Origin of the sequence: Clostridioides sp. ES-S-0001-03 (assembly GCF_020676075.1) — a bacterium.
Taxonomy (GTDB): Bacteria; Bacillota; Clostridia; order Peptostreptococcales; family Peptostreptococcaceae; genus Clostridioides.
The window spans coordinates 292,611-315,655 of the sequence record NZ_JACVWJ010000002.1; the positions used below are offsets into that span (position 1 = coordinate 292,611).

Genomic DNA, 23,045 nt, shown 5'->3' on the forward strand with positions numbered 1-23,045 from the left:
GCATTATCGATTATATTAATATATTATAGGAATATTAAAAATATATAATAATAAATAAAAATTATATAATAGATTTATATTATTAAAAATGATTTAGATGAGCAATTTATATGTTTTTACATGTAATATCTATGCATTAATGTTGATTTATGAAATTTAATATTTGAAATAAAATTAAGTTTTTGAGATAGTTTGCTGATTAAAATTAATTATATTGTAAGCACTAAAAAGTTGAGAATACAATGAGCCAAAGTGATGATGAAAGAGAGGATACATGATGAAAAAAAATACACTTTTACATACAAATGTTATTGTTTGCGTTATTATTACTATTGGTTTTATAGCTACATCTGTGATTGGGTACCAATCTAATACTAATATTTTTAAAAATGATATTGAACACGTATCTACATTGGCTGCTGAAGGTATTTATTATCAGATAGATAAACTTCTTTCACAACCTATAAATGTATCACTTACCATGGCCAATGATAGTCTATTAAAAAATTTTTTAACTAGTGAGAAAGAATATATAAATGATAGGAACTTTGTTTATAAATTACAGGATTACTTAAATACATACAGAAATAAATATTCCTATGATTCTGTTTTTTTAGTTTCAACCAAGACAAATAATTATTATCATTTTAATGGACTTGATAGGACACTTAGTGCTGACAACTCAGAGAATCAGTGGTATTATGATTTTTTAAAACAGGATGAAGAATATTCATTAAATGTTGATAATGATGAGGCAAGTAATAATAGTATTACTGTATTTGTAAATTGTAAGATAAAAGATGATAATGGATCAACTATGGGAATTATTGGGGTTGGATTAAAAGTTGACTCATTACAAATGTTACTTAAAGAATATGATGAAAAGTTTGATGTTGTAGCACGTCTAATTGATGATAAAGGATTTGTTCAATTATCATCTGAGGAAACAGGCTATGAACATGTTAATTTATTTGAAGACGAAAGTAGTAATTTATCTGCTTCAAAAGATTTAATCTTGAGCAATAAAAAAGAACAGAATAGTTTTTGGAATTCATCAGAAAAATTAAAAAGTTATGTTGTATATCAGTATATCCCAAGTTTAAAATGGCATCTTGTTTTGGAAAATGATTTGACTACAATGAGTAGACAACTTCAAATACAGTTTTTAAAAGGGATTGCAATTATAATTTTAATTATAATGTTTGTACTTTTTACAATTACACGTGTGCTTAAGAAATACAAGCAACAAATAATTAATCTCAGCTCTTCTCAGAAATTAGAATATCAAAAGTTATTGAGTAAATCTACTGAAGATCTCTATGAAAATATTTTTGAGATTGATGTTACTAATAACAAAGCTGGTTGTGAAGATGCAAATCGATATTTTAAAGAGTTTGGCTTAAGTCTTAGCACACCATATGATGAAGCACTCTATATAATTGCTAAAGGGCAAATTAAAGAAGAGTATGCACAAGGTTATTTAGATATATTTTTACCTGAAAATGTTCTTAAGTGTTATAATAGTGGAATCAATAACATAAGTTATGACTTTTTAATTAAAAGAGATGAAGAAAATTATCATTGGATGAGGATTACTGCTAGAATTTTCTTTTGGACATCAGATGAATCTGTTCGTATGATTTCTTATCGTGAAAATATAGATGAAGAAAAAAATAGAGAATTGCTGCTTCTTGAGCGTTCACAACGTGATTCTCTTACTGGTCTTTATAATAAGGGAGTAACAGAGGACTTTATTAGTACATTTTTAAAAAGTGATAAAAATCAAAATTCAGAACATATTTTTCTGATTTTTGATATTGATGATTTCAAAAATGTAAATGATAGATATGGTCATGCATTTGGAGATTTTATTATAAGTGAATTTGCATTAGAATTAAAGTCTCAATTTCGTGAAGATGATATTGTTGGGCGTATTGGTGGAGATGAATTTGTTGTGTTGATAAAAGATTTCAATAGCAGTAATTATGTAATTATGGATAAATTAGAGCGTTTTTGTTCTAAGATTAACCAGAAACGTTTTGCTGAACATGAAGAATTTTCTATTTCATGTAGCATTGGTGTGGCAGTATATCCTGAGCATGGCTGTAAGTATTCTGAACTCTATGAAAAAGCAGACCAAGCACTTTACTATACAAAGGGTCATGGAAAAAATTCTTTCCATATTTTTGGGGATGATTCTATTGATGGTATAGCATTTAATATAGACACTAGAGATGTAAAGTTATTGTTGGAGATGTCTACTGATGGTATTGCAAAATTTGCTTGTATGGAAAATTTGAAACTACTTTACTTTAATCAAAAAATGCTTGAGTTTACTGGTTATTCAGCTAGAAATGTTTCATCCAAAGATTTTGATGTACTTTCACCTATATTACCAGAGGATTTACAGGTTGTACTTGATACACTGAATAAAGCAATACCTAAGAGAGAAACTTTTGAAGTGATTTTTAACTTCCGTCATATAGATGGACACTATTTCCCTGTGAGAATGCAAGGTAAGTTTGTAAATGAACTATACCAAAATCGTTACCCTGTTTTTTATGCAGTTTACACAGATATATCAAACTTTAATGTTTTTTTAGGAAGATAATTTAAATAAAACCTGCTAATATGAATGAATTATTTTTTAGCAGGTTTTAAAATTTTTTGTTCGTTAATTTTTATATAATTAAGTAATATAAGTCACTAGTTAAAGAAATTTTACCTTTTTAGAGTAGATTTTATTTATTATTTAAAAAAATAATTCTGAAGTTTATTTTGTCAGTGCTTATCATAAAGAATTTTATATTTATATATATCTATACTTATTGCAATTTTTCTTTAATAGTTTTGTATTTATTTGTACTTATTTTGAATTTGTTTACGAAATTTGCCTATAAAAAGTATATATAAAAATATAGTTTAAAATGGTATAATTAGTTATAACAGAAGGAGGTAATATAAGTGAGCCAATACATAAATATAAACTCTCAGTTAGACGCCCTGAAATTGAAAGAATTCGAGAAAGTATTTTACGAAAATATCAATAAGGACGTTAAAGTAGTGCCAAAAGTTACTCCTTTTAAAGGAATAAATACTGACTTGTTGTATGTAAAAGATGGAAAAATTTTATTTATAAAATTTATGGATACAACAGAAGACATATATTTTATTTTGGAAGAAGAGTTACTTGAAGTTATGCATGAGGAATATGAGCTTTTGAAACTAAAAATGGGACAAAAGAATAGAAATATAAGCTATAACTATGTTTACATTATGCCATATGTTGAAGTAGACGAAGCTTATGAGTTTGAAGAATTTGTGAATAATAATATAATAGATAAAAATAAGCTTCAAGATATAATGGCTAGTGCTTCACTGGATGAATATCTTAAGGAAAAAAATGATGAAATAAATTTAAATTTATTTTTATTAGATATATGTTCAGAATACTATATAATAAATGACACACTTCACCTAAACGAAAAATTTAAAAAAATTTCCTTCTATAATGATGACTATAAGTATACAGCAACTATGATGGAAGAAATTCAAATTAAAGATGCTATTTCTATTAAATATGGAAATACACTTATTGAAGGCGGTTCTGGTATAGGAAAAACGGCAAATATGCTTTCTAGAGCTATAAAACTGGCAAAAGTATATCCACATCATAAGTTACTAATATTTACACATACAAAACAACTATGTAATGAACTTCGAGAAAGAATAGAATTATTATATAAAGACAATAACAATTTAGAAGTTCATACATTTAGTTCCTTTATATTTAAATTAGCTAAAAAATATAATCTAATTATTGACTATAATATGTTAAAAAATGATTATGAAAAAACATTTAATAATCTTGTAAAGCAAGCACAAAACATTATAAAGAATAAAAATATGTTTAAGGCGATTTTTATTGATGAAGCAGAAAGTTTTTTAGATTATGAAATAGATTTTATAAGAGAGTTTTTATATAAAACAAAATTCATATTTAATGTGTATTCTTGTAACTCTTTAAATATCTTTAATAGACTAAATATATTTAGGAAACTATACAGCAATATAGAGTTTGATGATAAAATAATATTAAATAAAAATTATAGGCAAGCTAAAGAAATTGTTGATTTTACAAATAATTTTTCCAATAATTCTAACGCTTATATTAATGAATTAAGACCTAATACAAAGTTTAATACTTTTTTTAATACAAAAGCACTTAGAGGTGGTAATAAGTCGGTTGATATAATAAAAGTAAGTGATTTAGATGACCAAATAAGTTCTGTAATATGGGAAATCGAATATTTAATAAGCAAAAAAGGTCTTGATTATTCTGAAGTTGCTATTGTATATCCTTATAATAAGAAGAAATTAAAAAGTGGAAAAACTATTTATTTTCAATACATGTTAAAAAAGGCATTAGAAGAAGCACAAATTCCTTATATATGTGCAGAAGATAACTTAACAAACATAAGTAAGAAGATAGGAACGACAATAGCAAATATATATACAATAAAGAATTTAGAATATAAAGCGATAATAATATGTGAGTTAGAAATGTTGTATAATCAAACAATAAATGATACAGAGCAAGATTATCAAGTAAATGACTTTGTAGGTGATTTAAATAAGGTTTATTTGGCTATGAGCAGGGCCACTGACTATCTAAGTATAGTAACAACCTTTAATGAAGATGCAAGTGATATAATAAGAATTATTACAGAATCAAAAGAAGATAGGGAATAAAATATATTTTGAATTCAAAAAATTAAAAGAGACTGAATTGTGTAGAATAAATATTACCAACTCAGTCTCTTATTTTTTTAACTTACTTTTCCAATATTATCAAAAGGTAATAACCTTACCATAACCTTACCAAGAATTTCGTCTTCATCAACCATACCTACATCTGGGAATCTACTATCATTACTATTTTCTCTGTTATCACCCATTGCAAATAACTTTCCTTCTGGAACAACTGTGTCTATATCTCCAGAAGTATAATTATTATGTATATATGGTTCGGTTAGTAATTTGCCATTTACATATACTTTAGAATTTGATATTTTTATACTGTCACCTTCAGTAGCTATAACTCTCTTTATTAAATCTTTTTTCTTTCCAGTATCTCCATCAACTAAATTAGTTTTAAAAACTACAATATCACCTTTTTCAGGTTTACCAACTTTATATGATATTCTATTTAAAATTAGATAGTCTTTATCATCTAAAGTAGGATACATTGATTCTCCACTAACAATAGAAGGTCTTATAAATTGTAATATTACAAATGCAAGTACAATAGCCATGGCTATTGACTTAATCCAATCAAATATTTCCTTTTTAACACTCATAATTTTTCTCCTTATCATTTGTCATTAAATTAAAATACTCTAGAATAAAAAGAAATAACCAAGAACAACTATACCCAAAATTATTCTATAATAGCCAAAGACTTTGAAATCGTGTTTTTTGATATAATCCATAAAAAACTTAATAACTACGATTGAAACTATAAAAGCTACTACAGAGCCAACACCTAAAATAAGCCATTCAAATCCAGTAAATCCAAACCCAGCTTTTAAAAGTTTTAATGCACTAGCTCCAAGCATTGTAGGAATAGCTAAGAAGAATGAAAATTCTGCTGCTACGTATCTAGAAGTACCAAGTAATACTGCACCGATTATAGTTGAACCAGATCTAGATGTACCTGGAATAAGAGCTAGACATTGGAATAAACCTATACAAAGAGCTAGTTTATATGTAACTTGAGAAAAATCTTTATATTTTGGTCTTTTATTTCTATTTTCAAGTCCTATCATTATTATACCATATACAATAAGAGCAATTGCAACTACTGTTGAATTGAAGAATAATCTGTCTATATCATCCTCAAACAGTATACCAATAACTCCAGATGGTATAACTGCAATTATAACCTTAAGCCATAAGCGAACTGTTTCTTTTTTTTGTTTAGTATTTTTTGCACTATCAAAAGGATTTAACTTCCTAAAAAATATAACAAGTACAGCCAATATTGAACCAAATTGAATTACAACTAAAAATGTATTTATAAATGTAGATGAAAAATTCAATTTTATAAATTCATCAACTAATATCATATGCCCTGTACTACTTACTGGTAGCCATTCTGTAATTCCTTGAACTATTCCCAAAATGACTGCTTTAAAAACTTCAAGCAAACTAAATGTTTCCAAATTTAAATACCTCCAATACAAATTTATAGTAGCATATTTTATTCAAAGATTAATAAAATATGCCATCTTTTACTAACTTATAATACCATAGTACTGTGTAGTGCACAATGGAAGATTGATATTTTCATAAAACCTTCATAATTTAAAATCATAAACTTGAAACTTGTCTATTGAATAAGGGGTATATATGAGGGGGAAATATATGGTATAGTAAAAGTATAACTATTTTATTTTATGAAAAGGAAAGGAGTTATTATGTATAGTACGAAAATATTGGATGATTATGAGTATGAAACTTTTAATGTTTTTTCTACAAAATTAAACCCAAATACAAAACACGATTATTTATCAAAGGTTATGTTATTTAAAGAGTTTCTAAAAGGAAAGGAATTAATTTATGTAACAAAAGAAGATTGTAAAAATTTTGTGGACTATATACAAACCAAATATGCAAAATCAACTTGTGAAAAGATATATAGTTATTTACATAGTTTTTACAACTTCTTAAAAAAAGAAGGATATATAGATATAAATCCATTTAGACATGTAGAAAAACCAACAGTAACTAGAATAAAGACAAAGGATGATGTTTTAAGCATACAGGAAATAAATAAGCTTATAGGTATTTTGCCAAAACTGAATATAAGAGATAGAGTGATAATAGTCTGTCTAGTTACTACTGGGTGTTTATTAAATGAATTAGTTAGCTTAAAGTGGAAAGACCTTATGGTAGATGAAAACGATAACTCGTATGTTAGACTAGGAAAGGGAAGAAAAGAGAGAGTAGTAAAGTTACATCCATACTTTTTTAGGCTTTTAGAAGACTACAGAAACTATTCTGGACTTCCAGAAGTAATAATACCTAATGATGATTTTATTTTTACAACTCAAAAAAGCAATTCTATAACAGATAGAAATGTCAGATTGATAGTAAAAAAAGCATTAGATTTAGCAGGACTTTCTCAATATTCAGCAAGAGACTTTAGACATTCATTTGCAGCAATAAGTTTAAGACTTGGGGCAGATGAGAGTGACGTAAAAAATCAACTTGGCTGGAGTGATAAATACTATGCAATTAGGTATAAATATGTATTGAATTTTGTTGATAGCGAGATTGTGGATTATTTAATTGAAAAAGATAATCTAGATATAAATAAAAAATATTAGCACATAAAAAATAATCTATATAAATATGAACAAAAAATAAAAAAGCCTTGTTATAGTTCGTAAAATTATATATAATTATTTATGTACTAATATGTACATAATAACTATACAACAAAAGATTTAAGGAAGGTGCTAATATAATGATAGATAACAAATATACTACGTACTCAAATCCGCTTACAGATAGATACTGTAGTAAAGATATGAGTTATATATTTTCTCCACAATTTAAATTTTCTACATGGAGAAGATTATGGGTTGCTCTTGCTGAAGGTGAGCATGAGTTAGGAATCAATATAACTGAAGAACAATTAGATGAGTTAAGAGCTAATATAGATAATATAAATTTTGATGAAGCTAGAAAAATAGAAAAAGAAGTAAGACATGATGTAATGTCTCATGTAAAAGCGTATGGTTTACAATGTGAAAAAGCTAAAGGAATCATTCATTTAGGAGCAACATCTGCTTATGTTGGAGATAATACAGATGTTGTACAAATGAATGAAGCTCTAAAACTTTTAAGAGTAAAGCTTGTAAATTTGATAAACAACTTAAAAGAATTTGCACTTAAGTATAAGGATATGCCAGCTCTTGGTTTTACGCACTTTCAAGCAGCACAACTTACAACAGTAGGGAAAAGAGCTTGTTTGTGGGCTCAAGATTTAATTCTTGATTTAGAAGACTTAAATTATAGAATAGACAATATGAAATTAAGAGGAGTTAAAGGGACTACTGGGACTCAAGCAAGTTTTTTAAGTTTATTTGAAGGAGACCATGAAAAAGTAAAAGAGTTAGATAAGAAAATCTGTAACAAAATGGGATATAGTTCTTCTTATGCAGTAAGTGGACAAACATACACTAGAAAGCTGGACTATCAAGTAATAAGTGTATTATCAGGAATAGCTCAAAGTATGCATAAAATGACTAATGACATAAGACTTTTACAAAGTCTAAAAGAATTAGAAGAGCCATTTGAAAAAAATCAAATAGGTTCATCAGCAATGGCTTATAAAAGAAATCCAATGAGAAGTGAAAGAATAGCTTCTTTATCTAAATATATAATATCTGAATCTATAAGCCCTGCAATGGTACAGGCTACTCAATGGTTAGAGAGAACATTAGATGACTCAGCCAATAAAAGATTAGCTATACCTCAAGCTTTTATGGCAGCAGATGCTATACTTGAAATAGGTATAAATGTAACTGATGGGTTAGTAGTATATGAAAATATGATAAATAAACGTGTAAATGAAGAACTTCCCTTTATGGCTACAGAAACAATACTTATGGAAGCTGTAAAAAGAGGTGGAGATAGACAGGAATTACATGAGATAATAAGAGAATATTCTATGAAAGCTGCTTATAGAGTTAAACATGAAGGTAAAGATAATAATTTAATTGAGCTTATAATGAATGATGATTCATTTAAAATGAGTAAGGAAGAAATATTATCTATAATGGACCCAAAAAACTTTATAGGTAGAGCTCCAGAACAAGTTGTAGAATTTGTAAATGAAGTTGTAGAACCAGCTATAAAAGATTATAAAGAAGATTTAGGAAAAGTAGATGTGGATTTAAGAGTGTAAGTTTTATAGATAAAATATAATTAAAAATGGCTATCTTATTTATAAATAAGATAGCCATTTTAATGGGCTAGCGTCTGCTCTTCACCGCTGTGAAGAGTTCTTCCTTATTTACTATATCATGAATTTAATAAAATAGCTATATAAATAATATTTAATCAGAGAAATATTATTAAAAATAAGAAAAACAATAAGATTACTAATTAAATTTAATCATTATTTAAAAACTATTGTACTTGCAATATTTTTAATGTAAACTGAAATAAGTTAGTTAGATAATTTAATAAATTTTAAAACAACTGAGGTGATTGTATGAAATACGTAGTAAAAGATACTATAAGTTTTTTGGTAAAAACATTTCCGAAGATTTATTCTAGCTTATATTTAGAAGACCTAAAAAAATTCGCACCAGACTATAATGTAAATAAAACACAATTAAGAGCATTAGTATTTATAAGAAATTATGGAGTAATAAGCATGACTGATTTATGCTCTAAATTAAATATAGAAAAAGGCAGTCTAACTAGTATGGTAGATGATTTAACAGAAAAGAAATATGTAACAAGAAAAAGAGATTTAGTTGATAGAAGAAAGTATTTAATTGATATTACAGAAGAAGGAGATAAGATAGCTTCTGATTTTATGGATAAATTGAGTGATGGATTAGAAGAGAAGCTTTCTAGACTAACTGAAGAAGATAGAAAGAACTATCTAGGAGCAATAAATACTCTTCAATATATATTAAATAAAGACGAATTTAGATAGAAAACTATGAAAAATCCCCTTTTCAAATATTGGTTGAAAAGGGGACTTTTTATCTGATAAAATTTACATAAAGTAAACTTTTAAAATTTATTTGTGTAAAGCTACATATTGCTCTAAACCTTCTTTTAATAATGTAGCAGCTCTATGAAGGTCAGTTTCATTTAGGATGTAAGCTAATCTTATTTCGTCACGTCCTAAACCTGGAGTAGCATAGAATCCTTCAGCAGGGCAAACCATAACAGTTTCATTATTTTTACTGAACTCTTTTAACATCCAGATTGTGAAATCTTCTGCATTTTCAACTGGTAATTTAGCAACTATATAGAATGCACCAGTTGGTTTTTTACATATAACACCTTCAACTTTCATTAATTCATTGTATAATACGTCTCTTCTTTTTTTGTATTCTTCATTAACTTCTTTGAAGTAAGAAGCTGGAGTTTTGTATAATTCAACAGCTCCTATTTGTTCTAATGTAGGAACACAAAGTCTTCCTTGACACAATTTAAGTATTTGAGCTATAAGACCTTTATTTTTACAAGCGATAGAACCAATTCTAGCACCACAAGCACTGTATCTCTTAGAAACACTGTCTATTATTATAACTCTGTCTTGTACACCTTCTAAGTTACCACAGCTAGTATACTCAAGTCCATCATAAACAAATTCTCTATAAACTTCGTCTGCTATTATCCATAGATTTTTTTCTTTAGCTATTTCAGCTAGGATATTAAGTTCTTCTTTTGTATAAATTGCACCAGTTGGATTTCCTGGGTTAGAAAGAATTATAGCTTTAGTTCTATCATCTACCTTAGAAGCTATTTCTTCTTTTGATGGAAGGTGGAAACCGTTTTCTGCTTTTGTTGTAACAGCATTAACTTCCACGTTTACACATTGACCAAATCCATTGTAGTTAGTATAGAATGGTTCTGGAACTAATAAATTATCTCCTGGGTCACAAACAGCCATCATAGTGAAAAGTAAAGCTTCACTACCACCATTAGTCACTAATAATTCATCTTTTTCAAAATCCATGTTGTAAGTTTTGTAGTAATTTTGAAGTGCTTCTAATAATTCTGGAATACCTTCAGAAGTAGCATATTCTAAAACTTCGCTATCAAAGTTTTTAACAGCATCAAAAAACCCTTGAGGAGTTTTTATGTCTGGTTGACCTATATTTAAGTGATATACTTTGATTCCTTTATCTTTTGCTGCTTGTGCAAATGGAACAAGTTTTCTGATTGGAGAGGCTTGCATTGCACTAACTCTGTTTGAATAATTCATTTTAATACCCCCTATTTAATTTAAATACGTATATTGTATTATGTAAATTGTATATTGGAATACAAGACATCTTTACAAGATAATAATAACATACTTATAGGTAAAAATCATCAAAAAAAATTAATATAGCTTTAAAATAAACTTTTAACAAATTACAGTGAAACACTCGTATTTATACTAATAAATTATATGTACATAAACTTATTTATAGTATGATAATATATGGATATATTAGTTATAATTTTTTTGTATTAGAAAATTAAAATACCTAATACTAAATATGTAAAATTATAAAAAATATTATAAATTTATTTAACAGATACAATAAATATCATATAATTATATTAAAGGCTATTAACTAAGAGGTGTTAATTATGAGAGAATTAAGAATAGATCCAATTACTAATGATGTTGTTATATTTGCTACTGATAGGCTGAAAAGACCATTAGATACAATTGATGTACCAAATGATGAAGAAGAAACGAATGAATACGATGAAGGATGCCCATTTTGTAAGGGAAATGAAGCTTATGCAACAGATACACTATTTGAAATAAAAGGTGATGAAGGTTGGCTTGTAAAATCTATATATAATAAATTTCCTATAATTGATGATTTGGCAAGAGATATATATGGTATTCATGAGGTAATGATAGAAAGCAATAAACATAACAGCAGTTTTTACAATATGAATCAAAAAGAATTTGAAGATGTTTTTTTTATGTATAGAAATAGATTTAAAGATTTGTCGAAAGATGACAAAGTAGAATATGTGAGTATTTTTAAAAATTTCTTGAGAAAGGCTGGAGCATCTTTGATGCATCCACATGCTCAAATACTATCTATGTCTTTTATTCCACCTGAAATTACAAATGAATTGTTGGTTTCAAAAGAGTATTATGATAGTAATAAAAGCTCTTTGTATAATGACTTGGTAGAAAATGAAATAAGTTTAAATAAAAGAGTGGTTTATAATGGAGACGCTTTTTTAGTGATTATACCATATGCAACTAAGTACAGTGGAGAAGTAAGAGTAATATTTAAAGACAACATAAAGTTTGATGAATTAACAGATAATAATGTAAAAGAGATTTCTATGATATTCGAAAAGTTATTTAAAAAATTATATAATATAAATGGGTATATGCCATTTAACTTATGTATCCATACTCATCCAACAAAAATTGAAACAAAATCATACTTTAATGTCCATATGCACATAATACCAAGAAAGTATAACCTTGGAGGATTTGAACTTGGAACAAATATGTATGTTTCTTCAATGAATCCTGAAGAATTAACAAAAAAATTAAAATTTGATTAAAGTATGTATCTTTTAGGTATTAAAGAAATAATGATTTTAAAATAAATTTATAGTATATTAATGTTAAAATAAAAACAAATAGAAAAATAAATAAAAAAACTAATAGAAAATTACTATTTAGATGAGGAGTGGAATATGAAATTTATATCGTGGAATGTCAATGGGATAAGAGCGTGTGTTGGGAAAGGATTTTTAGACTTTTTTAGAGATATTGATGCAGATATATTTTGCTTACAAGAGACTAAATTACAGGAAGGGCAAATAGAGTTAGATTTGCCAGGTTATTTTCAGTACTGGAATTATGCAGAGCGAAAAGGCTATTCAGGTACTGCTATATTTACAAAAAAAGAGCCTTTAAAAGTAATGTATGGAATAAATATAGAAGAACATGATAAGGAAGGTAGAGTTATAACTTTAGAATTTGAAGATTTTTATTTTATTACTGTATATACGCCAAATTCTCAATCTGAATTAAAGAGATTAGAATATAGAACTAGATGGGAAGATGACTTTATAGATTATTTAGTTAAATTAGATAATCATAAGCCTGTAATAGTGTGTGGAGATATGAATGTTGCACATAAAGAAATAGACTTAAAAAATCCTAAAAACAATACAAAGAACGCAGGTTTTACAAAAGAAGAAAGAGAAAAGTTCTCTAAATTATTAGATAGTGGATTTATAGACACATATAGATACTTTAATCCTGATAAAGAAGGAGTGTATAGTTGGTGGTCATATAGATTTAATGCAAGAAAAAATAACGCTGGATGGAGAATCGATTATTTTTGTGCATCTAAAAAATTAGAAGATAGATTGACAAGTGCAAATATACATACTGAGGTATTGGGGTCAGACCATTGTCCAGTAGAATTAGAGATAAGATAGAAGTTTAATCAGGATAAAAATTGGGCTGTAGATGTAAATTTAAAGTTAATTATTCTTTTAATCTACATGCCTTTTTTTAACCTAAATAAATTTCACTTATTTTTTCTTTGCTTAGAGTTTTCTAACTCAAATTGATTTGTTTTTCCCATGTTGTAAGCTAAATTAATAATTTTTTTCTCATCTTTAGTCAAATCACGATTTAGAATTTTCTTAAACTCATCAAATAATTTATCATAGTCAACTCTTTTTTTATTAGAATACTTTATAGATTTAGATTTAATATTTGTATACACATATATATCAGGTACTATGCTTGGATTATATATCTTAATAAAAACCTTCGCTGTATAATATGCATCATTTAAAGCGTTGTGATAAGACATTTTTTCATCAAGTTCCAATATAGAAATAGCATTTTTCAAGCCAATACTTTTTCCTGCTGGATTATTAAAATATTTAGATGCATGTTGTTGAATATTAATATAAGACTTAGGTAAAATATCTGATGCTAGCTTATGATAATTGATATTTCTGTATAACTCCTTTAAATCTCCAACCCCCCAAACACATAGTATAGGGTCGTGTGATGCTATGAATTTTATGAAATTGTTGTAAACCTCAGGAAAAGTAGGTGAATCGTTAAAATCAGAGTCTTTAATATTGGTCATACGACTAATAAAAGGGTGCATTGCCTTGTATAGTGTAGGTTTAATATAGCTATTAAATGTATCTACTATATTAAATTTAGAATCCAGTTTAATTGCTCCTATTTGTATAATTTCAAAAGGACATTTTTCATTGGACACAGTTTTATTGAGTTTTTTGTCAAATCCTTGGTTGAATTCCAAATCGAAAATTATGTATTCCATAAAGTTTATCTCCTAAATTTTTGTATTATTACTAGTATAGATTATATTATAAGCTAAATTAAATTTTTAAACAAAAATACTTTTATTTTAGTATACCCCATATTTATAAAAATGTTAAACTATTGTATGTATAATATTTTTCCAAGAAAAAATATTGCGAACTTTTTGTACTTGATATATAATAATATAAATAAAAACACGAATAAAACACGAATATTTTGCAAGAAAAATTCATAAATATAAGGAAAAATGAATTTTATCTTGTATATTTAATAAAATAAAATTTACACAAAAATCATAGGAGAGTGAAAAGATGGAGAGTTTATTATATGTAATAGAGAAAGATAAGCATACCAATGAAGAAATAAGAGAAATCCTAGAGAGCAATAAAAACATAAGGTTCGTTTCTTTAATGGGAGTTGACTTAGGAGGAAATGCAACAGATGAAAAAATTCCTGTAGAATTATTTTTAGAGGATATAGATAAATTCTTAGAATCAGCTATACAAACTGATGGTTCAAGTGTTGAACTTTACAATATAGCAACATTGAATAATGCAAAAGTAGACTTAATGCCAGATAAAAGTTGTCATTGGTATGTAGATTACAATATGGAATACATAGATGAAGAAGTAGGGTTGCCTGTAGGAACATTAAAGATACCTGCATTTCTAATACACGATAATAAAAAAGTATGTTCTAGGGGAATTCTTCAAAAAGCAGATAAATATTTTAAGAAATCTATGTTTGAAATATTTAGAGAATATCCACATGTAATAAACAATATAGGAATAAACTCAGTAGATGATATAGAAGAAATAATGTTAACAGCAGCTACAGAACTCGAATTTTGGGTTAATACTCCTGAAGATAAAGCTGACTTAGAAAAATTATATGTATCACAAAGCTTAAAAGAACAATACTGGAAAAGAACTCATGGTATTATAAGAACTTGTCTGGAACAAAGTTTAATAATACTTCAAAAGCTAGGTGTAAGCCCTGAAATGGCTCATAAAGAGGTTGGGGGAATTCAAAGTTCTATAAGTATAGATGGAAAAACAAACCATGCTATGGAGCAATTAGAGGTTTCTTGGAAGTTTTCTACACCACTACAAGCGGCAGATAATGAATTATTAGTAAGAGATGTTATAGAAGATGTATTTACATCGCATGGATTAGAAGTTACATTTAAAGCAAAGCCAATTCATGGAGTTGCAGGAAGTGGTGGTCATACACATGTAGGAGTAAGTGCAAAATTAAAAGATGGAAGTATCAAAAACTTATTTGCTCCAAAAGATTTAAAAGAAGACTATCTAAGTGAATTAGGGTATGGAGCTCTTATGGGACTTCTTTATAATTATGAAGTATTAAATCCGATTGTAACAGCTTCTAATGATGGATTTAATAGACTGGTTCCTGGATTTGAAGCACCTGTATGTATAGTTACATCTTTAGGTCATAGTTATGAAATGCCATCTAGAAATAGGTCGGTACTTGTTGGGTTAATAAGAGATATAAAGAATCCAAAAACTGTAAGATTTGAATTAAGATCACCAAGTCCTCTATCTAATACTTACCTAGTAATAGCAGGATGTTATCAAACAATGTTAGATGGTATAAAAGCAGCAGCTAAGAGTGGACTTAGTACTAAAGAACTAGAAAAAGAATTATCTAAAAATGTGGGAGAAGAAAGTTTCTATTTAGAAAAAGACAGAGCATATAGAGATGAAAATGATGTATTTGAACATTATAATTTAGAAGAAAGAAATGCAAGATTTGGAACACCTCCAGCAACAGTTTATGAAAATATGAAAAACCTAGAAATATATGCTTCTAAATTAAAATCTTTAAAACAAGGTGATGTATTTACTGATAGTATAATAGAATCATTTAAAGTTGGGGCAATAGATAAGTGGCAAAAAAAATTAAAAACTAGAATAATAGAAGCTGGAATTCAAAAGATAAGAAGTATTGTAAAAGTACACACAAAAGAAAATATGGATGCACTTGATGAAGTAGTTTGGAATTCAATATCAGACTTAAAGTTTAATATTATGAAAGATACTTTAACTAGGGAATCACTATTTACTAGAGTAAGAGAGGCTGTAGAAAATAAAGATTATCAAACTGCTTCGGATTTACAAATAGAACTAAAGAGAAGCATGGAAGAAATACAACAATTATATATGCAATACAAGAAAAATATATATTAAGATAAAGTAGTAATAATTTGATTTTGATGTTATAAAGGCAATTAAGTATGATTAAATCATTTTGAGTTAAATCTCAAATGTAAAAACCATACTCAATTGCCTTTAATTTTGGATTTTAAGTTTTACAATAAAATTAATATAAAATTAATTATATTGATTATCTATTAATTCTGATATATAATCAGCAATTTCATCTGGATGAATGACTGTTTTAAATTCTTCTAGATTCTTTTTCATAAAATTTATTATAGAATCAAACTCATTTGATACTAACTTATAAAATATATTTTTTAGGTCTAAGTCATCACTATAAATCATTCCAAGTCCTTTATCTATTATAAATTTAGCATTTTCAATTTCTTGACCAACTTTTGGCATTTTAACAAGTACTGGAGTTTGAGACTGGATTGCTTCAAATATAGTTGCTCCTCCAGGTTTAGTCAACATTAAGTCACATTCTTTTATCAGATTGTACATATCATTTACAAATCCAAGTACTTTTATATTTTTTAGAGGTTTTTTATGAGTTAAATTATCATATAGTTTTTTATTTTTACCTGTAACTATTGTAATCTCTATGGAATTAATTTGTTCTTCAATGAAGTCATCTATCCAATGCATAAAATCCTCATCTATATCAAATAGACCTCTTCCTCCACCCAAAAGCAATAGCCTATATTTTCCACAACAAGGTTCTTTACTTTCAATCTGGAATCTCTTATCTACAGGAACACCAGTAACCTTTATGGAATCTGGATTTATTCCTTTTTGAAAAAATCTATTTTTTATCTCTGGAGATGGAACAAAATATAAATCTGTATTTTCAAAAACCCATTCCATACTGTCTACAACATCTGTGATAACTGTCAATGTTGGTATATTTATATCAGGGTTTTTTATCTTGAAATTATTTACACAAGCAGCAGCTAGTGGAAATGTAGAGATAATCAAATCTGGATTTATATCAGAAATATACTCAGAAAGTTTAGGTGTATATAATTTATGAGAGAAATCATGTCTTGAGTCAAACGATTTCTTAAAATAATAATAATAATTATATAATCCAGGAGTATATTTTGTATTGTTTTCATAAAGCTTCACCATAGGCTTATTCATCATAGGTATACTTGCATTTATAAAGTTTTGTATAACAACATTGTAATTACTATATTTTTCCATGATACATTCTTTAACTGCTTTTGCAGCACTTATATGACCAGCACCAAATTGAGCTGTTAAGATTAATATAGTTTTATCTTCTTTTGTTTTAGACAATTTATCACCACTTTCATAAAATATATCTGATTAGAGTATTATACATTTACATAAGAATTTAATCAATAATAATATTAAAAAATAACTATTGTGTAAAACATAGTACTGTGTTATTATAAAAACATAAGAAGTTTTAACATAGTACCTTGTAAAACACAATACTGTGTATTTAAAGAAAGGATGGAGTATATGAACACACAATTTAGAAAGGGTGTCTTAGAAATTTGTGTACTTGCTCTAATATCTAAAAAAGATATGTATGGATATGAAATAGTACATAATATTTCCAAAGTAATAGATGTAAATGAAGGAACGATATATCCTATTCTAAGAAGACTGACAAAAGATTTGTATTTTGAAACGTATATACTAGAATCTAATGAGGGTCCTGCTAGAAAATACTATAGAATAACTTCACTAGGAAAAGAAAACTTATCCAATCTGATGGAAGAGTGGAGAGAATTTGTAAAAGCTGTTGAGATTTTAATAAGTGAAGATGAGGGAGGTAATGAACTTGAATAAAACTGAGTTTCTGGAAATTTTAAAGGATTATCTAAAAAAAGATTTTTCTGAGAGCGAAGTTAATGATATATTGAGAGATTATGAAGAATATTTTGTAGATGGGATTATAGAAGGAAAGAGTGATATGGAAATAATAGCATCGCTTGGTTCACCAAAATCTATAGCAAGAGAACTTATTCTACAGACAAAAGAAAAAAACATTGAAGATGAAAAAATAATAAACACAGATATTTTAAATGATAAGTTTAGTAAATTCAAGTTAGATATGAAAAAGGGTTATTCTATTTTAAAAGATGAAGCTAAAGAAAAGTACAATAAATCGAAAGAAAGAGTAAATGATAAGCTTACTCCAAGTATAGAAGAAGGTGTCGGAGGAGTATCTAGAGAAGCTATAAAGATTTTATTAGTATTTTTATCCTTATTATTGATTATTCCAGCATTTGCATTTGTATGTGCTATTATTTCAGTTGCTATTGGGTTAGTATGTACATTGATTGCTTTTGTCATATCAATTCCATTTGTGATTAAATTTATTTCAATGGTTCCAGATGTTACAATGTTTTGTATATTTGCGACTATAGCATTTATAGGTTTAGAGATACTTGCATGGCAAATTTTACTGTTTGTTATAAAGTTAGGTAAACAATTGTTAGGCAGTTATATAAATTGGATAAAGAGAAAAAACATTTATATAAATGCAAATAAAAAGATGGAAAAAAGAAATAAGGATACTTTAAGTGAGAAAGATTTAAATAAAGATAGTAATGAAGATTTATATGATGATTATTGTAATATAGAAAAAGAAGAGAATATAAAGGAATCTGATAATTACAACGATGATAGTATAAATTTTGAGGCAATGTATAAAGATTTTGAAGAAATAGATGATAAGAAAGGAGAAGATAAACATGAATAAGAAACTTGCCATATTTGCTGCGGTTTTATTGGTAATAGGTATAATTGGAACAACATGGTCAGGGATTTTAGTTATGCCAAGCTTAATAAACTTTGGACTCGAAAAAGAAGCTGAATTCAAAAAGGAAAATAAACTTTATCAAGAAAAAGTAAATATTGACAAGTTAGATGTATCTGTTGGCAATATAAATGTTACGATAAATAGACATTCAAGTGAAGATGTACGTGTGACAACAAGAGGAAACAATGAATTTTACAAATATAATGTAACTTTAAAGGATAAGACATTAGTTGTAAAAGGTGAAAGAAAATATGAAAATCGTGTTAAAAAAATTAAAAATTTTGACCAATTATTCAATACATCTATAAATAATATGTTTTCAGGAGATTATAGGGAAATAGTAATCTATGTACCAAATAATGTAGATATAAATGTATCAAGTGTAGATTCATCTTTATTAGTATATGATAATGTAGCTTCAAGCAATATAACATATAAGACTTCTTATGGAAGATTTGAGAGAGTTATAACTGAAAATAATATAAATAAGCTAGATACATTAAACTTAATATCTAGCAATAATCTTGAATTATCTACAAAATCAGTCTTAGGTGTTAAAAACGTAAATATAGAAACAGAATCATTAGATATATCTTCAGAATATGAAGACATATTTGTCAATAATGTAGAACAATATATACCTGAAAATATAAATATAAAAGAAAAAATAGGTAGAAATTCACATTACGATAACAACTTTAGCATATATTGTGATTTTCCAATTGCTAAAAATTTAGATATAGAGGTTCCAAATTCTAAAGTAAGTCTTAGTCTACCAGTAAATAAGTATAAGTTTAATTGCGATATAAAATCTAAAGAAAGAATAGAAGAAATTAATGATGAGTCAGAAGAATACAATGATAGTTCAATTGAATATGAACACAGTGAAGAAAATCATAACGCATATAAAAATATAAGAGAAATAAAAGGGCTTTTAAATGAAAACTTGTCGAATTTAGAACAAGAGTATACTATAAAAATAAATTCAAATAAATTAGAAATGTAAATAATTCATTACTATAATTAATAAATTGACCTAAAAGTATAAAAATATAGTCTATACTATGGTATAATAAGTATCGAAATAGAATTGGGAGAGGGATACTTATGAATAAAATAGCAGTAAGTTTTTTAATAATTGCTACTACTTTATTGAGTACAGCATGTATGGATTATAAAGTTGACAAAGTAGAATTGGTTGATTCTAGAGATTCTGCAGTTGTAAATAAAGGTGAAGATATCAAAGAAGAAACTGATACAATTAATCCTAGAAGAACAGCTAAAATACCTATAGAGATAGTTTCAAAGGATGAAAAGATAGTAAAATACTTACAAATAGATGAAGAAAGTACATTAAAAGAAAAACTACAGTTAATCTTAGATACTTTATCACATGAGTATTTTAATGGTTTAGATATGGAAGTAGAAGTTCAGGAAAAAGATAGTCTAGTTAAGATAAACTTAGTTGAACCTGATGAAAAGGGGAGAGTTTCTTGGAAAGATGATTATTTAAATGAACAAAATATAATATATACTATAAATAATATTATCAAAAATGTCATTCAAGAAGATGATAATAGTATTTGGATTGAAGAAGTAGAGATATACTACAATGGAGAATTAATAGAGTTAACATAAGAAATGATGTGTTTTATTTAAAAGCACATCATTTTTTTTATAATTTTTTAATTCTTATAAAATCCTTATATTTATGATTTAGAATGATTCTTGTAAATAAGTTTGACAAAAGAAAGGATGAAAATTATGAGTAATTATATTTTGGAAGTAAAAGGAGTTTCTAAAAAGTTTAAGGAGCAGGTTGCAGTTGATAATATTTCAATTGCAATTAAACATAATTCTATTTATGGATTATTAGGACCGAATGGAGCTGGGAAATCCACTTTATTAAAAATGATAACAGGAATCTTAAACCCCACTTCTGGGAAGATATTATTTGAAGGTCATAGATGGACTAGAAAAGATTTAGCAAACATTGGGTCTCTTATTGAATCACCTGCTATATATGAGAATTTAACAGCAAGAGAAAATTTAAAAGTTCATACTACATTACTTGGTCTTCACGACTCTCGCATTGAAGAAGTTTTAGGGATTGTTGATTTAAGAGATACTTTTAAAAAGCGTTCAGGTCAGTTTTCTCTGGGTATGAAGCAACGTCTTGGTATTGCTATTGCATTATTAAATCACCCAAAACTTTTAATCTTAGATGAGCCTACAAATGGACTTGACCCTATTGGAATTGAGGAACTTAGAGAACTGATTCGTTCTTTTCCAAAACAAGGAATTACAGTTATTTTATCAAGTCATATTTTATCTGAGGTTGAGCAAGTTGTAGATGAAATTGGAATAATTTCTAATGGAGTAATAGGGTATCAAGGAGAAGTATCAAGGGAACAAAATTTAGAAGAACTTTTTATGAAAGTTGTAGCTGAAAATAGAAAGAGAGGTAAGTAACATGGAAAGATTTGTTAGAGCAGAATTCCTAAAGATGAAAGGAACTTTTGGAATGAGATTGTCTTGGATAGCCCCAATATTTTCTATACTTATCTGCTTTGGACTAGGTGGAGGACAAAATGGTGCTTACAATTGGTGGTATACTATGTTTCTTCCAGGAGCAATAACTTTGATTTGTTCTTTAGTAGTACAAAAAGATGAAAAAAAGAAGTATCGAGGTGTATTGTCATTGCCAGTTGACAAAAAAAATATCTGGACTGGAAAAATACTTTATTGTACCATTATACTTTGTATATCTTCAATTATTTTCATGATAGGGATAGTTTTTATTGGAGTAGTTTATAAGAAAACTATTTTAATAAATCAAAATATTATTGGAACTATAGTACTTATCTTACTATTTATGTGGCAAATTCCACTTTGTATGTTTTTAGCCTCAAAATTTGGTTTGTTTATTACAGTTTTAATAAATATGTTTTTCACTGTATTTGGAGTAGCTGTTTTTTCAACTACAAGTTCATGGTGCTTATTTCCATATTCAATTCCATCAAGATTAATGGCTGCAATATTGCATATTTTACCAAATGGACTTCCTGTACCAGAAGGAAATGAACTTTTAAGCCCTAATGTCATTTTACCAGGTATATTAATATCTATTGCTTTATTTATATTATTTACTTTAGCTACAAGTGCTTGGTTTAAAAATAGAGAGGTGAAATAATATGGCACAACTAATAAGACTATTTAATTCTGACTTGATAAAACTAAAAAGAACTTACATAGTACTAATACACTTTTGTATTGCATTAGTAGGAATAGGCTTATTTTTAGGATATTACAATATTTCAGGTTATGATAGTATATCAAAGATAGTAGCATATTTACAAGTTATAGCTATAGCTTTTCCTTTATTATCAAGTATTATGTGTTCAATGTGCGTTGAACAAGAATATTACTCAGGAAATTATAAGCATATACTAACATCATCTAATCCAAAATACCTTACAATTATAAGTAAATATGTAATTTTAATATGCCTTGGTTTTGGAGCAACATTAGTTTCTGTGTTAGGTTTTGAATTTGGTATAGATACTATTTTTAATAATAATCATTTTACACTAAGTTTTTATATGATTTCAATTTTAATTTTAGCAGGAAGTAATCTATTTGAATATATATTACATTTATTCTTAAGTTTGAGATTTGGAAAAGGAGCATCAATTGGGGTAGGTATAGTGGAGACTTTACTTTCAGCACTATTACTAACTGGACTAGGAGATGGTATATGGCAGTATATTCCTTGTGCATGGGGTGTTAGATTTGTAAGTGTTTGGGCATCTTTTTCAAGTTCTAAAGAAATTGAATCAATTCAAGAGTTCCAGTCAATAGGTTTAATTTGTGGCTTTGCAACTATTTTTGCATTTGTAATTTTATGTATTTGGTTTTCTAAATGGGAAGGTAAGAAATCTGAAGAATAAAATAA

20 protein-coding genes are annotated in these 23,045 nt (G+C 27.1%); 15 read left to right on the forward strand and 5 right to left on the reverse strand.

Annotation, left to right across the window (positions count from 1 at the left end; genetic code table 11):
* Positions 1–277 precede the first annotated feature (277 nt).
* Together IC174_RS04540 and IC174_RS04545 are read left to right on the forward strand one after the other, a co-directional pair.
* On the forward strand, positions 278–2,611 hold the full coding sequence (locus tag IC174_RS04540) for a diguanylate cyclase (protein WP_227482257.1): 2,334 nt from the start codon (positions 278–280) through the stop codon (positions 2,609–2,611).
* A gap of 353 nt (positions 2,612–2,964) precedes the next feature.
* Positions 2,965–4,752, forward strand: a complete 1,788-nt coding sequence (locus tag IC174_RS04545) for a UvrD-helicase domain-containing protein (protein ID WP_227434241.1) — start codon at positions 2,965–2,967, stop codon at positions 4,750–4,752.
* Positions 4,753–4,829: 77 nt separating this feature from the next.
* Here the strand turns inward: IC174_RS04545 and lepB are convergent, their stop codons facing one another.
* Positions 4,830–5,360, reverse strand: coding sequence for a signal peptidase I (gene lepB / locus IC174_RS04550; RefSeq protein ID WP_227434242.1), 531 nt, complete (start codon positions 5,358–5,360; stop codon positions 4,830–4,832).
* 39 nt (positions 5,361–5,399) lie between these two features.
* Entirely contained in the window at positions 5,400–6,224 is an 825-nt protein-coding gene (locus tag IC174_RS04555) for an undecaprenyl-diphosphate phosphatase (protein ID WP_227434243.1), read from the reverse strand.
* 255 nt (positions 6,225–6,479) lie between these two features.
* Here IC174_RS04555 and IC174_RS04560 point away from each other — a divergent pair, with 255 nt between their 5' ends.
* From IC174_RS04560 to IC174_RS04570, 3 genes are all read left to right on the forward strand, one after another.
* Complete coding sequence (locus IC174_RS04560; protein ID WP_227434244.1) at positions 6,480–7,391, forward strand: tyrosine-type recombinase/integrase; 912 nt, start codon at positions 6,480–6,482, stop codon at positions 7,389–7,391.
* A 140-nt stretch (positions 7,392–7,531) separates the two neighbouring features.
* The gene (gene purB / locus IC174_RS04565) at positions 7,532–8,977 is read left to right on the forward strand and encodes an adenylosuccinate lyase (RefSeq protein WP_227482258.1); all 1,446 of its coding nucleotides are present in this window, start codon (positions 7,532–7,534) and stop codon (positions 8,975–8,977) included.
* A 309-nt stretch (positions 8,978–9,286) separates the two neighbouring features.
* A complete protein-coding gene (locus tag IC174_RS04570) occupies positions 9,287–9,739 on the forward strand; it encodes a MarR family winged helix-turn-helix transcriptional regulator (RefSeq protein ID WP_227434246.1) in 453 nt (150 codons plus the stop codon).
* An 87-nt stretch (positions 9,740–9,826) separates the two neighbouring features.
* On the opposite strand, the gene IC174_RS04575 is transcribed toward IC174_RS04570, so the two are convergent.
* Positions 9,827–11,023 carry a pyridoxal phosphate-dependent aminotransferase gene (locus tag IC174_RS04575; protein ID WP_227434247.1) on the reverse strand — a complete coding sequence of 399 codons (1,197 nt, stop codon included), beginning with the start codon at positions 11,021–11,023 and terminating at the stop codon, positions 9,827–9,829.
* A gap of 374 nt (positions 11,024–11,397) precedes the next feature.
* Here IC174_RS04575 and galT point away from each other — a divergent pair, with 374 nt between their 5' ends.
* Both galT and IC174_RS04585 read left to right on the forward strand, forming a co-directional pair.
* Complete coding sequence (gene galT / locus IC174_RS04580; protein ID WP_227434248.1) at positions 11,398–12,348, forward strand: galactose-1-phosphate uridylyltransferase; 951 nt, start codon at positions 11,398–11,400, stop codon at positions 12,346–12,348.
* Between the two features lie 135 nt (positions 12,349–12,483).
* On the forward strand, positions 12,484–13,236 hold the full coding sequence (locus tag IC174_RS04585; protein WP_227482259.1) for an exodeoxyribonuclease III: 753 nt from the start codon (positions 12,484–12,486) through the stop codon (positions 13,234–13,236).
* A 92-nt stretch (positions 13,237–13,328) separates the two neighbouring features.
* On the opposite strand, the gene IC174_RS04590 is transcribed toward IC174_RS04585, so the two are convergent.
* Positions 13,329–14,105, reverse strand: a complete 777-nt coding sequence (locus IC174_RS04590; protein WP_227434250.1) for a 3'-5' exonuclease — start codon at positions 14,103–14,105, stop codon at positions 13,329–13,331.
* Positions 14,106–14,418: 313 nt separating this feature from the next.
* Here IC174_RS04590 and IC174_RS04595 point away from each other — a divergent pair, with 313 nt between their 5' ends.
* Positions 14,419–16,317 (forward strand): glutamine synthetase, encoded by a 1,899-nt coding sequence (locus tag IC174_RS04595; protein WP_227434251.1) that lies wholly within the window; start codon positions 14,419–14,421, stop codon positions 16,315–16,317.
* A 144-nt stretch (positions 16,318–16,461) separates the two neighbouring features.
* Here IC174_RS04595 and IC174_RS04600 read toward each other — a convergent pair whose 3' ends face one another.
* Complete coding sequence (locus tag IC174_RS04600) at positions 16,462–17,592, reverse strand: MGDG synthase family glycosyltransferase (RefSeq protein ID WP_227482260.1); 1,131 nt, start codon at positions 17,590–17,592, stop codon at positions 16,462–16,464.
* A gap of 189 nt (positions 17,593–17,781) precedes the next feature.
* Here IC174_RS04600 and IC174_RS04605 point away from each other — a divergent pair, with 189 nt between their 5' ends.
* The 7 genes from IC174_RS04605 to IC174_RS04635 all read left to right on the forward strand — a co-directional run bounded on the left by IC174_RS04605 (position 17,782) and on the right by IC174_RS04635 (position 23,040).
* Complete coding sequence (locus IC174_RS04605) at positions 17,782–18,114, forward strand: PadR family transcriptional regulator (RefSeq protein ID WP_009889116.1); 333 nt, start codon at positions 17,782–17,784, stop codon at positions 18,112–18,114.
* A complete protein-coding gene (locus tag IC174_RS04610; RefSeq protein WP_227482261.1) occupies positions 18,101–19,030 on the forward strand; it encodes a DUF1700 domain-containing protein in 930 nt (309 codons plus the stop codon). The genes IC174_RS04605 and IC174_RS04610 overlap by 14 nt, the downstream gene beginning before the upstream one ends.
* Entirely contained in the window at positions 19,023–20,096 is a 1,074-nt protein-coding gene (locus IC174_RS04615; protein WP_227482262.1) for a DUF4097 domain-containing protein, read from the forward strand. Before IC174_RS04610 ends, IC174_RS04615 begins: the two co-directional genes overlap by 8 nt.
* 101 nt (positions 20,097–20,197) lie before the next feature.
* Positions 20,198–20,728 carry a hypothetical protein gene (locus tag IC174_RS04620; protein ID WP_227482263.1) on the forward strand — a complete coding sequence of 177 codons (531 nt, stop codon included), beginning with the start codon at positions 20,198–20,200 and terminating at the stop codon, positions 20,726–20,728.
* A 126-nt stretch (positions 20,729–20,854) separates the two neighbouring features.
* Positions 20,855–21,562 (forward strand): lantibiotic protection ABC transporter ATP-binding protein, encoded by a 708-nt coding sequence (locus IC174_RS04625; protein ID WP_227434256.1) that lies wholly within the window; start codon positions 20,855–20,857, stop codon positions 21,560–21,562.
* Position 21,563: 1 nt separating this feature from the next.
* The gene (locus IC174_RS04630) at positions 21,564–22,283 is read left to right on the forward strand and encodes a lantibiotic immunity ABC transporter MutE/EpiE family permease subunit (protein ID WP_227482264.1); all 720 of its coding nucleotides are present in this window, start codon (positions 21,564–21,566) and stop codon (positions 22,281–22,283) included.
* A gap of 1 nt (position 22,284) precedes the next feature.
* Complete coding sequence (locus tag IC174_RS04635) at positions 22,285–23,040, forward strand: lantibiotic immunity ABC transporter MutG family permease subunit (protein WP_227482265.1); 756 nt, start codon at positions 22,285–22,287, stop codon at positions 23,038–23,040.
* Positions 23,041–23,045: the final 5 nt, after the last annotated feature.